The following is a 14,117-nucleotide window of genomic DNA, read 5'->3' as shown; positions in this document are numbered from 1 at the left end:
GCCGAAGCCGAAGCCGAAGCCGAAGCCGAAGCCGAAGAAGAGATCATCGCCGCGACCGAACCGCAAGAGATCGAGACCGCAGAAACCGAGGTCCCCGAGTTCGAAACTGCCGCGCTCGAAACCGCAGAGCTTGCCACGGAGCGCGCCGAAGCCCTCACCGACACCGACGAGGATGCAGGCGAACTGGTTGCGGATGCCGATGTCGATCTCGATGAGACCGAATCTGACGCGACCGTCGTCGCCATGGTCGAGGCACCTGCCCCGGAGATCGCGCAGGACGACACCGCCGAGGAAGATGAAAACGACAGCAATGACGTCAAGCTGGGCAATATCCTCGCCTCGCTGACCGGCCAGGTCACGCCGCCGGAAGCCACCGAATCTGAGGACGAAGCTGAGGCTGAGACGGAAATCGGGGCCGAGCTTGCCGAAGACGCGCACGATGGCGCGATGGCCGAGCCCGAGATGGACCCGAACCTCGCCGCCGATATTGCGGAGGCCACCGGCACCGCCACTGAGGCCGCCGAGGATGAGCTCAACGCCGCGCCCGAAGCGGCACATCAGGACCCGATGCGCCGCGTGCGCGCCCGGGTCGTCAAAATGCGCCGTTCGGATTACGACGCCGAGGGCGAAAAGATCGACCTTGCCGAACAGGTCGCGGAAAACGAAGACAGCACCACCGAAGATCAGCCGGCCATCACCTCCGAGGACACCGCCAAGGACACCTCCGATTGGGATATCACCGAATCCCTGCGTCGCGAGCTTGGCGCCTCGAGCCTCGATGCCGAGGACGAAGACGAGCTGATGCGCGAGCTGGCGCAGGTGACCGCAGGTGGGGACACCGCACCGGAAATCGCCGCGGATATCTCCGAAGACGACACCGATGAAGACGATGTGGATGAAGTGATCGCCGCCGAAATCGCCACTGATCTTACTGCCGATCGGGACGAAGACGAGGAAGACGACGAACGCACGCTGAACCTTCTCGCAGAGATCGAAAGTGACATCGACGGCGACGAAGAGGACGACAGCCGCGAGACGACCCGCAACCTGTTCGACGCCTCGGATGCCGCCATGTCGCGGCTTCTCGTTGAAACCGACCGAGAGATGGCCAAGGATGAAAACACCCGCCGCCGCAACGCGATCCAGCATCTGAAAGCCGCCGTCGGCGCCGTTCGCGCGGACAAGGAGCAGAAGAAGCTGGAGATCCAGGAAGACGAGGCCGCCGAGGTCTACAAGGAAGATCTCGCGCGGGTCGTGCGCCCGCGCCGTCCCGAACATGCGCCCAACCGGCAGCGGCAATTGCCGCCCTTGATGCTGGTCTCGGAACAGCGGATCGACACGCCGACGGATTTGCCGAGCGGCGCCAATATTTCTCCGGTCCGACCCCGTCGCATTTCCCGCACCGCTCTGGCGGTGCAGGAAAACGAACAGTTCGAAGCCACCGAGGAATTCGCGCAGCCGGTCATCTCCGAGACCGGCCTTACCTTTGCCGATTTCGCCGAGGCCCAGGGCGCCGAGAGCCTGCCCGAACTGCTGGAAGCCGCCACGGCATTCTCCAATTTCGTGCAGGGCCGCGAGACCGTGACCCGGCCGCAGATCATGCAGCTCGCGGTCGACACGATCCCCGAAGAGGTGCCGGTGGAAGAACGCCTGCGCTCCTTCGGTCAGCTCTTGCGCCAGGGCAAGATCCGCAAAATGAGCCGTGGCCAGTTCGCGGTGGCGGACAACACCCGGTTCAAACCGAACTGAGGTGATCACGCCCGCAGTTAATGCTGTACAAATCGAACAATCCACGCAAAAGGCCGCCCATGAGGCGGCCTTTTCTTATGCATTTCTGTCAATTTAGGGAGTTACTCTTCCTGTGACGGCGTCTCGGGACCGGCCTCGGGATCAGCCTGTCCAATGCCCTTGAACACCGCTTTCAGCGGGATCGCCCAGAGCACGCCCAGACCGATATAGACCAGCAGCTCGACCCAGATCGACGGGCGTTCGATCCAGTTCATCACCGTCACGGCCATGACGATATAGGCCGGCAGACCCAGAACCAGGATCAAAAGCGCCAGACGACGCCGGGTCTTGTAGCTCAGAGCCATCCGGGACCTCAGTCCGCGAAAGGATCGGTCACGAGGATCGTGTCATCGCGCTCCGGCGAGGTCGACAAAAGCGCCACCGGACATTCGATCAGTTCCTCGACACGACGGACATATTTGATCGCCGCCGCCGGCAGATCGGCCCAGCTGCGCGCGCCTTCGGTCGACTCGGACCAGCCCGGCATCTCCTCATAGACCGGGGTGCAGCGCGCCTGTTCCTCGGCCGCGGTCGGCAGGTAATCAAGCATCTTGCCATCGAGCTCATAGCCGACGCAGATTTTCAGCGTCTCGAACCCGTCGAGCACGTCGAGCTTGGTCAGCGAAATCCCGGTGACACCAGAGGTGGCGCAGGTCTGACGCACCAGAGCGGCGTCGAACCAGCCACAGCGACGTTTGCGGCCCGTCACGGTGCCGAATTCATGGCCACGCTCGCCCAGACGCTGACCATCCTCATCATCGAGCTCGGTCGGGAACGGGCCTTCGCCCACGCGGGTGGTATAGGCTTTGACGATGCCCAGCACATAATCGATGGCGCCCGGCCCCATGCCAACGCCCGTCGCCGCCTGACCGGCGATGACATTCGAGGAGGTCACAAAGGGATAGGTGCCGAAATCGATGTCGAGAAGTGCGCCCTGCGCCCCTTCAAACAGGATACGCTTGCCGGCTTTGCGCTTCTCGTTGAGCACTTTCCAGACCGGAGCGGCATAGGGCAGGATCTCGGAGGCGATCTCTTTCAGATCGTTGATCAGACGCTCGCGATCGACCGGCTCGATGCCCAGGCCCTTGCGCAGCGGATCGTGGTGCTGAAGCGCCCGGTCGACGCGGGCAATCAACGTCTCCTCATCGGCGAGATCGGCGACGCGGACGGAACGACGGCCCACCTTGTCTTCGTAGGCCGGGCCGATGCCGCGACCGGTGGTGCCGATCTTGGTGCCTTTCGAGGCGGCCTCTTCGCGGGCGCGGTCCAGCTCGCCGTGAATCGGCAGAATGAGCGGCGTGTTCTCGGCGATCATCAAGGTCTCCGGGGTGATCTCCACCCCCTGCTCGCGGATCTTGGCGATCTCGGCCACCAGATGCCACGGGTCGAGCACGACCCCGTTGCCGATGACCGAAAGCTTGCCACCGCGCACCACGCCCGAAGGCAGCGCATTGAGCTTGTAGACCTTGCCGTCGATGACGAGCGTATGGCCCGCGTTATGCCCGCCCTGGAACCGCGCGATGATATCCGCGCGCTCCGAGAGCCAGTCCACGATCTTGCCTTTTCCCTCGTCACCCCATTGGGCGCCGACAACGACGACGTTAGCCATAGTGAGTCCTTATGATCGGATGAAACCCGTCGCTGTATAGCGATCCGGACCGGGCGATGAAACCATTAATTCGGGAGGGCGCCGAAGCTGCGGAAATCAACGCCGCTTTCCCGGCGGACAAGCCGCGCCGCCTGCGCTAGGGTTGCGCCATGACCCTGTTCGATCTTCCCGATGCCGCCACGCTCTATACCGCGCTGCTGACCCGCGACGCTTCTTACGAAGGTCGCGCCTGGGTCGGTGTCACCTCGACCGGCGTGTTCTGTCGCCTCACCTGCCCGGCGCGCAAACCCAAGCCCGAGAACTGCCGTTGGTTCGACAGCTTGGGCGCCTGTCTCGAGGCCGGGTTCCGCCCCTGCAAACGCTGTCAGCCGCTGAAAGCCGCAACGCAGGCCGAACCGGTGATCGAAGAGTTGCTCGCGGCGCTCAGCGCCCGGCCGGATCATCGCTGGTGCGAGGCGGATCTCAGTGCCATGGGCTATGAGCGCGGCACGGTGCGACGGGCCTTCAAACGGCATTTCGGCATGAGCTTTCTCGAACTGGCCCGGCTCGACCGGCTCAGACGCGGCTTTGAAGTGATCGGCGATGGCGGCACGGTGTTAGAGGCCGGACTGGAAGCCGGCTTTTCCTCCGCGTCGGCCTTTCGCGCCCGGGTCGGTCAGATTCTGGGCCTGGCGCCCGCGGATTTCAGCCCTGAGGCCCTGCTCAAGATCGACTGGATCGACACGCCATTGGGGCCGATGATCGCCGTGGCAGACGCCCGGGCGCTGCATCTGTTGGAATTCATGGACCGCAAGGCCCTGCCCACGGAACTCAAGAAACTCACGCAGGCGGCGAAAGGCCTGCTCGGCTTCGGACGCACGGCGATCCATGATCAGACGGCGTCGGAACTGGCGCGGTATTTCGACGGTGAGCGCGCAGAATTCACCGTGCCACTCGTCTATCACGGCTCCGGCTTCACCTGCCGGGTCTGGGACGCGCTGCGGCAGATCCCGGTGGGCGAGACCCGCTCCTACGGCCAGCTCGCGCAGGAAATCGGCCAGCCCACGGCGACCCGCGCGGTGGCCCGGGCCAATGGCGCCAACCAGATCGCCATCCTGATCCCCTGTCACCGGGTGATCGGCGCCGACGGATCGCTCACCGGCTATGGCGGCGGGCTCTGGCGCAAACAGCGGCTGATCGAGATCGAAGCGGGCTATGCGTCCGTGCCCCCTCTGCCGCACCCGGAAGGCCCCCCGGCGCGGCACTCCACCACAACAGCAGCTTCCGAGCGGTGAAAATGCACCAACCGGAGCGAAACCCGAGCGGCTCACGGGAATGTCGCGCCATTCGGGGTTGCGCGATTGGATGAGAGCTTTTAAGTAGCCCCATCGAACGACCCCAAAGGCCTGATCCATGGAAAATGTCATCCTCGTCATCCACCTGATCCTCGCGCTCTGCCTCATCGGCATCGTGTTGCTGCAGCGTTCCGAAGGTGGCGGCCTTGGCATGGGCGGTGGCGGCGACGTCATGACGGGTCGTGCGGCGGCAACCGCTCTGGGCAAGTTGACCTGGATCTTTGCCATCGGTTTCATCATCACCTCGATCACCCTGACCGTCCTGGCGCGCCAGCAAGCCGCCTCGTCTTCGGTCATGGATGGGGTGAGCGCGACGGAAACCGTGCCGGCCGAAGAGACCACCACGACCCCGGCCCTGCCGACGGGTTCGGACCTTCTGCCGCCCGCTGCAACGGATGCCCCGGCCTCGACGCCGCGCGCCGACTAATTCGCGAACCTTAACAAGACTTTGGGAGTTGAGGGGAAAATCCCCTCAACATGTTGCGGTTTGGTTGCGCGGGACAACCGAATCTGATAACCCTTAAATCCCGTGAAGCGTGGTATTTCGATGTGCTTTCGAATGCTGCGACATGACTTATTTCTGGACTATCACGGGAGCCCCTCCAGCCATGGCACGTTACGTATTTATCACCGGCGGTGTGGTTTCTTCGCTTGGTAAAGGCCTCGCATCTGCCGCTCTGGGCGCATTGTTGCAGGCCCGCGGCTATTCGGTGCGCCTGCGCAAGCTCGATCCTTACCTGAACGTCGATCCGGGCACGATGTCGCCCTTTGAACATGGCGAGGTCTTCGTCACCGACGATGGCGCCGAGACCGATCTCGATCTCGGCCATTACGAACGCTTCACCGGCGTTGCCGCCCGGATGACCGATTCCGTGTCCTCGGGCCGGATCTACACCAATGTGCTCGAGAAAGAGCGCCGCGGTGACTATCTCGGCAAGACCATCCAGGTCATTCCGCACGTGACCAACGAGATCAAGGATTTCATCGAGATCGGCGATGACGAGGTCGATTTCATGCTCTGCGAGATCGGGGGCACCGTGGGCGACATCGAAGGCCTGCCCTTCTTCGAAGCCATTCGCCAGTTCGCCCAGGACCGCCCGCGTGGCCAGTGCATTTTCATGCACCTGACGCTGCTGCCCTATATCGCGGCCTCCGGCGAGCTGAAAACCAAACCGACCCAGCACTCCGTCAAGGAGCTGCGCACCATCGGGTTGCAGCCGAATGTTCTCGTGTGCCGCTCCGAGCATCCGATCCCGGAAAAGGAACGCGAGAAGATCGCGCTGTTCTGTAACGTCCGCAAAGAGGATGTGATCGCCGCCCCGGATCTCAAATCGATCTATGAGGCCCCGCTCGCCTACCACCGCGAAGGGCTCGATCAGGCGGTGCTGGATGCGTTCAACATCGCGCCGGCGCCGAAGCCCGATCTGTCGGTCTGGCATGATGTCGCGGACCGGGTGTTCAACCCCGAAGGCGAGGTCAAGGTCGCCATCGTCGGCAAATATGTCCAGCTCGAAGACGCTTACAAATCCATTGCCGAGGCGCTCACCCATGGCGGCATGGCCAACCGGGTGAAGGTCAATGTCGAATGGGTCGACGCCGAGATTTTCGATCGCGAGGATGCCGCCCCCTATCTCGAAGGCTATGACGCCATTCTGGTCCCCGGCGGCTTTGGCGAACGCGGCACCGAGGGCAAGATCAAGGCGGCGCAATTCGCCCGCGAGCGCAAGGTCCCCTATCTCGGCATCTGCCTCGGCATGCAGATGGCGGTGATCGAGGCCGCGCGCAACCTCGCCGGCATCGAGACTGCGGGCTCCGAGGAATTCGACCATGAGGCCGGCAAGAAACGTTTCGAGCCGGTGGTCTACCACCTCAAGGAATGGGTGCAGGGCAACCACACGGTGCGCCGCAAATCCACCGATGACAAGGGCGGCACCATGCGCCTGGGCGCCTATACGGCAGCGCTGCAAGAGGGCTCGAAAGTGGCCGGGATCTATGGCGCCACCGAGATCGAGGAACGTCACCGTCACCGCTATGAGGTGGACACCAAGTATCGCGAACAGCTCGAGAGCTGCGGTCTGATCTTCTCCGGCATGTCGCCGGACGGCCGCCTGCCGGAGATTGTCGAGGCCAAGGATCACCCCTGGTACATCGGCGTGCAATATCACCCGGAGCTGAAATCGAAACCCTTCGCGCCGGCGCCCCTGTTCAAGGATTTCATCCGCGCCGCGAAAGAAAACTCGCGTCTCGTCTGAGACGCGTCAGGGAGGATCTATCTCATGAGCGACAACAAACGCATCGCGCTTTCATCCGATCACGCCGCCATCGAACTGCGTCAGGCCATCGCGGCGCATATCACCAGCCTTGGCTGGGAAGCGGTCGACATCGGCCCGACCAGCCCCGAGAGCACGCATTACCCGAAACACGGGGAAGCCGCGGCCAATCTCGTGGCCTCGGGCGACTGCCGCTATGGCATCATCCTCTGCGGCACCGGTCAGGGCATCATGATGGCGGCCAACAAGGTCAAGGGCATCCGCTGCGGCGTCTGTGCCGAGGAATTCTCTGCCCGGATGATCCGCCAGCACAATGACGCCAATATGATGTCGATCGGCGCGCGGGTGACCGGCGAAGGTCTGGCGCTTAGCATCGTCGAAGCCTTCCTCGCGACCGAGTTCGAAGGCGGCCGCCACGGCACGCGAGTTGACATGATCACCGAGATCGAAGGCTGAGAGCTTCGGTCAAACCGGATTGAAAGGCGCCCCACGGGGCGCCTTTTGTTTTGAGCTGTTTGGAGGCCATATCAGACGTTCAGAACTTAGCACCTCGTGCGGAATCAAGGCCGCAGGCCGCCGCACATCGCTGACGCGTCCCGCGCGGCGGCGATTTTGTCAGGGAAGCGCAACGTATTGAACTTCTGCGGATTTGGCTGGGGTAAATCGAAAGGTTCAGCCGACAGACTCGCCACCGCCCGCGTCATCGAGGTGCGGCTTGCGCCAAGACTGCGAAAGTCCGCTCCGTCCGCACGACGGACCTTTGCCCCTCACTCCGTCGCCGAAAAACTCGCCAGCGCCTGGGCCAGATCCACGCCTTGCTCGCCCGCGCCCATCAGCCCCTCATAGGTGCCGCGCTGGTCCTCCGGGCTTTTGTGCTGGTTGACCTTCCATTTGCCTTCGAGCCGCTCGACCACCATCCGGAGCCCGACGATGCCGCGTTTCAGCGCCGCGATATAGGGCACCGGGGCGTCCGCGACGGTCCAGGGCTCCGCCCGCCTCGTCTCATGACGATCGGTCAGCGCATTCAGATGCGCGCCCAGCGCCTCGGAACTGTTGAAGGTCTCGAAACTGCCATGGGCATGGGTGACGATATAGGCCCAGGTCGGCACGACTTTGCCATCCACCTGTTTCGACGGGTAGAACGAGGGCGAGACATAGGCCTGCGGCCCCTGGAAGATCACCGCCGAGGGCGTGCCCTCGAGCTTCCAATGCGGATTGGCGCGGGCGACATGGGTCTCGAGAACGGTCTGGCCGTCTTCGTCACGCACCACGAAGGGCAGATGGCTGATCTCGATCCCGCCCTCATGCGGGGTGACCAGCGCGGCAAAGCCGATCTCCGCCATCACATGGCGCAACGTGGCGGGATCATCGATGGCGGAATTGTTCGGTCGGTACATATGCGCGTTCCCCTCTGGTTGGCTCCCGCCTACCATGCCGCCGGGCGCATCGCACCTGTTTTCGCACGCACCGTGCGACAAGGCGGCGCGTTTCCGCGGGTCGCGGAACATCGGCTCAGCCGCGCAGATCCTTGGGGCTTTCCATCACGATGTAAGAGGTGATCGCGGCGACATTGGGCACCGTGCCCAGCACCTCGGTGTGAAAGCGCTTGTAACTGTGCAGATCGGCGGCCTCGACCCGCAGCAGATATTCGAAAGCGCCCGCGATATTGTGGCATTCCTTGACCTCGGGCGCCGCTTCCATGGCCCGTTCAAAGCCCTTCTGCGACGCCTTGTTATGCATCGAGAGCCCGACCGAGATATAGGCGAGAAAACCATGGCCGGTGCGATCCCGGTCGATCACCGCGCGGTAGCCGCGAATGACACCGCTGCGTTCCAATTCGCTGACCCGCCGCGAGCTGGCCGAGGGCGAAAGCCCGACGCGCTCGGCAAGCTCGAGATTGCTCAGCCGGCCGTCGCGCTCAAGCGCGTGCAATATCTTTTCGTCAATCGCATCCAAAACCGTGAATCCTTGCAAATTTCATGGCGCCGGACAGATGTTTGCACAAACATTGCGCAAGAGAAATGCCAATCTCACCACCATGGACATGACACTCTTTCTCGCGCTTCTGGGCTTCGGCCTGGTCTCTTCGATCACTCCCGGACCGAACAACCTGATGCTTCTGGCCTCGGGCGCCAATTTCGGCATGCGCCGGACCCTGCCGCATATGATCGGCGTGTCTCTGGGCTTTTGCTTCATGGTCTTTGTCGTCGGCCTGGGGCTGGCGCAGGTGTTTCAGCATTTCCCGCCCTTGCGGCAGGCGATGATGGTCGTCGCCGTCGCCTATATGCTCTGGCTGGCCTGGAAAATCGCCCATGCCGGCGCCCCCAAGGAAGGCGCCGCCGGCGGCAAACCGATCACCTTCCTGCAGGCGGTGGCTTTTCAATGGGTCAACCCGAAGGCCTGGATCATGGCGGTCGGCGCCCAGACCACCTATGCCCAGGGTGCGAGCTGGACCGCCGCCGCCTTTGTCGGCCTCGGCTTTCTCATCGTCAATTTCCCGGCGATCACGCTCTGGGCCCTGCTCGGCACGGAACTGCGCCGTTTTTTGACCAATCCGCAGCGATTGAGGATCTTCAACTGGACCATGGCATCACTTTTGGTTGCCTCTTTGATCCCGATCCTTTTTCATTAGAGCGTTTCGATTTATACCCGAGGCACGACGATAAGTCGAAACGCGCGCAACATGCGAGGATTGAACGCGCTTCGGGAGATTTCCTGTCTTCGGCATTCGCTGTCTGGGACATTTCTCGAACCGCCTCACGAAACCGTCATGTATGCGTGCTCTAAGCCGTCCCAGGTCTCTGATCCGGAACGGTTCAGTATCGGTATGAAATTTGACGAAAGGATGGAGCGCATTATGAGCTTTGACAAGGAAGCCCAGGACTGGCTGGAAGCGGAACTCGCGGACACGCTGGACGAAGAATGGGAAATCGAGCTTGAAGACTCCATCCTGTCGCGCGAAATCAAGAAGATCTATCAGAAAGAGCATCCCGACATGCTCGAACGCTCGATCTATTTCCGCGAGCTGTTGCGATTGCAGGCGGAGCTGATCAAGCTGCACGACTGGGTGGAACAGACCGGCCAGAAGATCGTCGTGCTCTTCGAGGGGCGCGACTCGGCCGGCAAGGGGGGCGTGATCAAGCGCATCACCCAGCGGCTCAACCCGCGTGTGGTGCGCGTCGTCGCCCTCCCCGCGCCGTCGGATCGCGAGAAATCGCAATGGTATTTCCAGCGCTACGTGCCGCACCTGCCGGCAGCCGGCGAAATGGTGCTGTTTGATCGCAGCTGGTACAACCGGTCCGGCGTCGAACGCGTCATGGGCTTTGCCGATGAGGATCAGGTCGAACAGTTTTTCCAGGACGTTCCGGAATTCGAACGCATGCTGGTGCGCTCCGGCATCAAGGTGGTGAAATACTGGTTCTCGATCACCGACGAGGAACAACAGATGCGCTTCCTGATGCGCATTCACGACCCGATGAAACAATGGAAACTCTCGCCGATGGACCTGCAGTCGCGGATCCGCTGGGAGGATTACACCAAGGCCAAGGAAGACACGTTCTTCCGCACCAATATCCCGGAAGCACCGTGGTATATCGTCGAGGGCAATGACAAGAAACGCGCGCGTCTCAATTGCATGGATCACCTGCTGTCGCTCTTCGATTACGAAGAGATGGACCATGATGAGGTCTACCTGCCCGAGCGGATCTACAAGAAGGATTACGAACGCGCCGTGCTGCCGCCGGAGCTTTACGTGCCGCGGAAATACTGAGGCGAAAATTCTCGCGCGCCAGAGCCGCCGCTCTGGCCGCTCATCTGACCTCTGAGCAGACCGCGCTGAGCCTCCCCGCGCCGCATGGCCACCCGGATCTTGCCAACAGAGCAACGGCGCGATGCTCATGGGAGCAAGAGGGCCGCTGGGTGTTTTGGGGTTCGGATGAGCCCAGAGGGGACATTGGGTCCTGAGGGCGCGCGCCGGGCGCCTTCGGCTTGGCTCCGGGCGCGTGCACTTCGCTCGAGCGGCAGCAAGCTCCGCAAAACGCCCCTCCTGCCCCCGAGATTTCGCATGCCTACACGAATGTGAAGACCGCAGAGCCTTCCCCTCGCCGCCGCTCTCGCCTATATCGACCCCATGTTCGGTGATTTTCTCAAAACCCTGCTGCAGCCCGAGCCGCAGCCTCTGCAAGACACGGATGCCCGCCGGGCCATGGCGGCGCTTCTGGTGCGCGTGGCGCGTTCCGACGGCACGTACGCCCCGGAAGAGGCGCGGCGGATCGAAAGCCTGCTGATGACGCGCTATCAGCTCGGACCGTTCGAGGCCGCCAGTCTGCGCGCCGAGGCCGAGCAGCTCGAGGCCGAAGCCCCCGACACGGTGCGTTTCACCCGCGCGCTCAAGGATGCCGTGCCTTATGAGGAACGCATCCATGTGATCGAAGGTCTCTGGTCGGTGGTTCTGGCCGACGGGGTGCGCGATCAGGACGAGGATGCGCTGTTGCGTCTGGTCGCCAATCTGCTGGGCGTCCGCGATCAGGACAGCGCCCTGGCCCGCCGACGGGTCGAAAAGGGCCTCGCCTGAGCCGATGACCTGAGCCCCACGAACTGACATGATGATCGCCCAGCTGCCGATGTATCTCCGCCCGGGCAATCGCGATGCCCATCTGGCCCTTTGGGAGCTGATCCGCGCGGGGCTGCGCCTGCGGGGTATCGAGGCGCCGGAACATCTCGATGACATGCTGGCCTATGACGCGGCCTGGGAACACCCGGAGCTTTGCCTGTCGCAAATCTGCAACCTGCCGCTCAGAGGGCCGCTCAAGGACAAGGTGACCCGGATCGGCGCCTGCGACTTTGGCCTACCCGGCTGCGCGCCGGGCTATTACAACAGCCTGTTCGTCGTCCATGAGGATCACCCGGCGCAGAAGGCCGAAGATCTGCAGGACGCCACCATGGCCTATAATGACGCGCTGTCGCATTCCGGCTGGGGCGCGCCCTGGCTCTGGGCCGAAAACCGCGGATTGCGCTTTCGCCCGGTGTTGCGCAGCGGCGCCCATGTCGCCTCGATCGCCGCCGTCGCGGAAGGCCGGGTGGAGTTTGCCACCATCGACGCCCAGAGTTTTCGCGTTCTGTTGCGTGAAGATCCCAACATCATCCGGCTCAAGGTGATCGGCATGACCGACTGTTCGCCGGGCCAGACCTTCTGCACCCGCGCGGGCGTTGATCCGGCGCCCTATTTCGCGGCCATCGACGCGGCCATCGAGACCCTGCCCCGGCGGTATCGCGATCGGCTCGGGCTCAGGGGAATCGTTGCCTTGCCGGACGCAAGCTATGATCTGCCCCTGCCCCCCGAGCCTGGCACTTACGCCCGGGGATGAGACGTCAGTTCCGGCGCCTCATGCCTGTCCCCTGCCTGTTTCCCGCCCAAGCCCTGAGCGCAGCGCGGGCATTTGATCAAAAATAAGGCGCGACGTTGCGGAAGCGTGCTGATCGGCGTTGCATCCGCTTAAATTTTCGCCCTTACTCTGGGGGATGTTGACCAAAGACTCAAAATCCGAGATATCCGCCGACCAGCCCGTGATCGAGATCCGTGATTTGCACAAATCCTACGGCGATCTCGAGGTGCTCAAAGGCGTCTCGATGACCGCCCCGCGTGGCCATGTCACCTCGCTCATTGGGTCCTCCGGCTCCGGCAAATCGACGCTGTTGCGCTGTGCCAACTTGCTCGAGGACAGCCAGCGCGGCGAGATCCTGTTCAATGGCGAGCCGATCCTGTGGAAGGGCGACGGGCCGCACCGCCGCCCGGCCGACCGCAAACAGGTGACGCGTATCCGCACCAACCTGTCGATGGTGTTCCAGCAATTCAACCTCTGGGCCCATATGACCATTCTCGAGAATGTCATGGAGGCGCCGGTGACGGTCCTCGGCCGCGACCGCAAGGAGGTCGAAGAGAAAGCCCGGATCTATCTCGACAAGGTCGGCATCGGCGACAAGTGCGACGTCTACCCGGCACAGATGTCCGGCGGCCAGCAACAGCGCGCCGCCATCGCCCGCGCGCTCTGCATGGAGCCGCAGGCGCTTTTGTTCGACGAACCGACCTCGGCGCTCGATCCCGAGCTCGAACAAGAGGTGATCAAGGTGATCAAGGCGCTGGCCGAAGAGGGCCGGACGATGATCATCGTCACCCATGACATGCGCATGGCCTCGGATATTTCCGACCATGTCGTGTTCCTCCACAAGGGGCTGATCGAAGAGGAAGGACATCCGTCCGAGCTTTTCGGCAAGCCCAAATCCGAACGCCTGAAACAGTTCCTGAGCGCGACTGTTCCGGCCTAACCATATGAAGCGCTGACTCTGGGGAGTATCACATGAACAAACTCATTCTTTCCGCAGCCGCCCTCGCCCTGATGGCGGGTGCCGCAACGGCCGAGACCGTGCGTCTGGGCACCGAGGGCGCCTACCCTCCGTACAACTACATCGACGATGACGGCGAAGTGGCCGGTTTCGAGCGCGTGCTGGGCGATGAGCTTTGCAAACGCGCCGAGCTGACCTGCGAATGGGTCACCAACGATTGGGATTCGATCATCCCGAACCTGCTGTCCGGCAACTACGACACCATCATCGCCGGCATGTCGATCACCGACGAGCGCAAGGAGAAGGTCGACTTCTCGCAAAACTACACCCCGCCGTCGGCCTCCGCCTATGCGGCCCTGTCCGAAGGTGTCGACCTTGAGGGCGGCGTGATCGCGGCTCAGGCCTCGACCATCCAGTCCGCCCATGTGGTGGAAACCGGCGCGACGCTGCTCGAGTTCCCGAACTTCGAAGACACTATCGCCGCCGTGACCTCTGGCGAGGCCGATGCGGTTCTGGCCGACAAGGACACGCTGGTGCCGGTCGTGGCCGAAGGCGAAATGATGTTCGTCGGCGACGATGTTCCGCTCGGCGGTGGCATCGGCATGGCCTTCCGCAAATCCGATCCGGAACTGCGCGGCAAGTTCGACGCGGCGATCCAGTCGATGAAAGACGATGGCTCGCTCAATGCGCTGATCAAGGAATGGCTCGAAGACAGCCCGACCTTCTGATCCGATCATCTGGCGGGGCGCTCACGCGGGCGCCCCGCCGCCTTGC

General features: G+C 62.8%; 15 protein-coding genes. 11 read left to right on the top strand and 4 right to left on the bottom strand.

All coding sequences use genetic code 11. The features are described from left to right. Window positions 1–1,749, top strand: a 1,749-nt coding sequence (locus BM151_RS21515) for a hypothetical protein (protein ID WP_218151312.1), incomplete at its 5' end; no start/stop codon positions are given. A 101-nt stretch (window positions 1,750–1,850) separates the two neighbouring features. Here the strand turns inward: BM151_RS21515 and BM151_RS00920 are convergent. Together BM151_RS00920 and BM151_RS00915 are read right to left on the bottom strand one after the other, a co-directional pair. Next, a complete protein-coding gene (locus tag BM151_RS00920; protein ID WP_090055781.1) occupies window positions 1,851–2,093 on the bottom strand; it encodes a DUF2842 domain-containing protein in 243 nt (80 codons plus the stop codon). A gap of 8 nt (window positions 2,094–2,101) precedes the next feature. Further along, window positions 2,102–3,397, bottom strand: coding sequence for an adenylosuccinate synthase (locus BM151_RS00915; protein WP_090055779.1), 1,296 nt, complete (start codon window positions 3,395–3,397; stop codon window positions 2,102–2,104). A 149-nt stretch (window positions 3,398–3,546) separates the two neighbouring features. Between BM151_RS00915 and BM151_RS00910 the strand changes: the two genes are divergently transcribed. From BM151_RS00910 to rpiB, 4 genes are all read left to right on the top strand, one after another. After that, window positions 3,547–4,671, top strand: a complete 1,125-nt coding sequence (locus BM151_RS00910) for a bifunctional transcriptional activator/DNA repair enzyme AdaA (RefSeq protein ID WP_090055776.1) — start codon at window positions 3,547–3,549, stop codon at window positions 4,669–4,671. A gap of 118 nt (window positions 4,672–4,789) precedes the next feature. Continuing rightward, window positions 4,790–5,158 (top strand): preprotein translocase subunit SecG, encoded by a 369-nt coding sequence (gene secG, locus BM151_RS00905; protein WP_090055773.1) that lies wholly within the window; start codon window positions 4,790–4,792, stop codon window positions 5,156–5,158. Between the two features lie 181 nt (window positions 5,159–5,339). Next, window positions 5,340–6,983: a CTP synthase gene (locus BM151_RS00900; RefSeq protein WP_090055770.1), complete on the top strand. Its 1,644-nt coding sequence runs from the start codon at window positions 5,340–5,342 to the stop codon at window positions 6,981–6,983. Between the two features lie 24 nt (window positions 6,984–7,007). Further along, a complete protein-coding gene (gene rpiB / locus BM151_RS00895; RefSeq protein WP_090055767.1) occupies window positions 7,008–7,457 on the top strand; it encodes a ribose 5-phosphate isomerase B in 450 nt (149 codons plus the stop codon). A gap of 311 nt (window positions 7,458–7,768) precedes the next feature. Here rpiB and BM151_RS00890 read toward each other — a convergent pair whose 3' ends face one another. Together BM151_RS00890 and BM151_RS00885 are read right to left on the bottom strand one after the other, a co-directional pair. Then, window positions 7,769–8,398: an FMN-binding negative transcriptional regulator gene (locus tag BM151_RS00890; RefSeq protein ID WP_090055764.1), complete on the bottom strand. Its 630-nt coding sequence runs from the start codon at window positions 8,396–8,398 to the stop codon at window positions 7,769–7,771. Between the two features lie 115 nt (window positions 8,399–8,513). Next, window positions 8,514–8,957 carry an Lrp/AsnC family transcriptional regulator gene (locus tag BM151_RS00885; RefSeq protein ID WP_090055761.1) on the bottom strand — a complete coding sequence of 148 codons (444 nt, stop codon included), beginning with the start codon at window positions 8,955–8,957 and terminating at the stop codon, window positions 8,514–8,516. Between the two features lie 82 nt (window positions 8,958–9,039). Between BM151_RS00885 and BM151_RS00880 the strand changes: the two genes are divergently transcribed. The 6 genes from BM151_RS00880 to BM151_RS00855 all read left to right on the top strand — a co-directional run bounded on the left by BM151_RS00880 (window position 9,040) and on the right by BM151_RS00855 (window position 14,071). Next, entirely contained in the window at window positions 9,040–9,633 is a 594-nt protein-coding gene (locus BM151_RS00880) for a LysE family translocator (RefSeq protein WP_090059048.1), read from the top strand. Window positions 9,634–9,858: 225 nt separating this feature from the next. Further along, the gene (gene ppk2 / locus BM151_RS00875) at window positions 9,859–10,770 is read left to right on the top strand and encodes a polyphosphate kinase 2 (protein WP_090059045.1); all 912 of its coding nucleotides are present in this window, start codon (window positions 9,859–9,861) and stop codon (window positions 10,768–10,770) included. Between the two features lie 360 nt (window positions 10,771–11,130). Then, window positions 11,131–11,574, top strand: a complete 444-nt coding sequence (locus BM151_RS00870; RefSeq protein WP_090055760.1) for a tellurite resistance TerB family protein — start codon at window positions 11,131–11,133, stop codon at window positions 11,572–11,574. A gap of 28 nt (window positions 11,575–11,602) precedes the next feature. After that, window positions 11,603–12,367, top strand: a complete 765-nt coding sequence (locus tag BM151_RS00865) for a phosphate/phosphite/phosphonate ABC transporter substrate-binding protein (protein WP_245781060.1) — start codon at window positions 11,603–11,605, stop codon at window positions 12,365–12,367. Window positions 12,368–12,521: 154 nt separating this feature from the next. Next, entirely contained in the window at window positions 12,522–13,325 is an 804-nt protein-coding gene (locus BM151_RS00860; protein ID WP_090055758.1) for an ABC transporter ATP-binding protein, read from the top strand. Between the two features lie 32 nt (window positions 13,326–13,357). After that, a complete protein-coding gene (locus BM151_RS00855; protein WP_090055755.1) occupies window positions 13,358–14,071 on the top strand; it encodes a transporter substrate-binding domain-containing protein in 714 nt (237 codons plus the stop codon). The last annotated feature ends 46 nt before the right edge of the window (window positions 14,072–14,117 follow it).

Source organism: Celeribacter neptunius (assembly GCF_900113955.1).
GTDB classification, from domain to species: domain Bacteria; phylum Pseudomonadota; class Alphaproteobacteria; order Rhodobacterales; family Rhodobacteraceae; genus Celeribacter; species Celeribacter neptunius.
This window is presented reverse-complemented; position numbering and strand designations above follow the sequence as displayed.

Bases quoted from the DNA above. Each gene is read 5' to 3' on its own strand.
- BM151_RS00920 (WP_090055781.1), bottom strand. From the start codon at position 2,093: ATGGCTCTGAGCTACAAGACCCGGCGTCGTCTGGCGCTTTTGATCCTG.
- BM151_RS00900 (WP_090055770.1), top strand. From the start codon at position 5,340: ATGGCACGTTACGTATTTATCACCGGCGGTGTGGTTTCTTCGCTTGGT.
- BM151_RS00890 (WP_090055764.1), bottom strand. From the start codon at position 8,398: ATGTACCGACCGAACAATTCCGCCATCGATGATCCCGCCACGTTGCGC.
- BM151_RS00910 (WP_090055776.1), top strand. From the start codon at position 3,547: ATGACCCTGTTCGATCTTCCCGATGCCGCCACGCTCTATACCGCGCTG.
- BM151_RS00915 (WP_090055779.1), bottom strand. From the start codon at position 3,397: ATGGCTAACGTCGTCGTTGTCGGCGCCCAATGGGGTGACGAGGGAAAA.
- rpiB (WP_090055767.1), top strand. From the start codon at position 7,008: ATGAGCGACAACAAACGCATCGCGCTTTCATCCGATCACGCCGCCATC.
- ppk2 (WP_090059045.1), top strand. From the start codon at position 9,859: ATGAGCTTTGACAAGGAAGCCCAGGACTGGCTGGAAGCGGAACTCGCG.
- BM151_RS00870 (WP_090055760.1), top strand. From the start codon at position 11,131: ATGTTCGGTGATTTTCTCAAAACCCTGCTGCAGCCCGAGCCGCAGCCT.
- BM151_RS00860 (WP_090055758.1), top strand. From the start codon at position 12,522: ATGTTGACCAAAGACTCAAAATCCGAGATATCCGCCGACCAGCCCGTG.
- BM151_RS00880 (WP_090059048.1), top strand. From the start codon at position 9,040: ATGGACATGACACTCTTTCTCGCGCTTCTGGGCTTCGGCCTGGTCTCT.
- BM151_RS00865 (WP_245781060.1), top strand. From the start codon at position 11,603: ATGATGATCGCCCAGCTGCCGATGTATCTCCGCCCGGGCAATCGCGAT.
- secG (WP_090055773.1), top strand. From the start codon at position 4,790: ATGGAAAATGTCATCCTCGTCATCCACCTGATCCTCGCGCTCTGCCTC.
- BM151_RS00855 (WP_090055755.1), top strand. From the start codon at position 13,358: ATGAACAAACTCATTCTTTCCGCAGCCGCCCTCGCCCTGATGGCGGGT.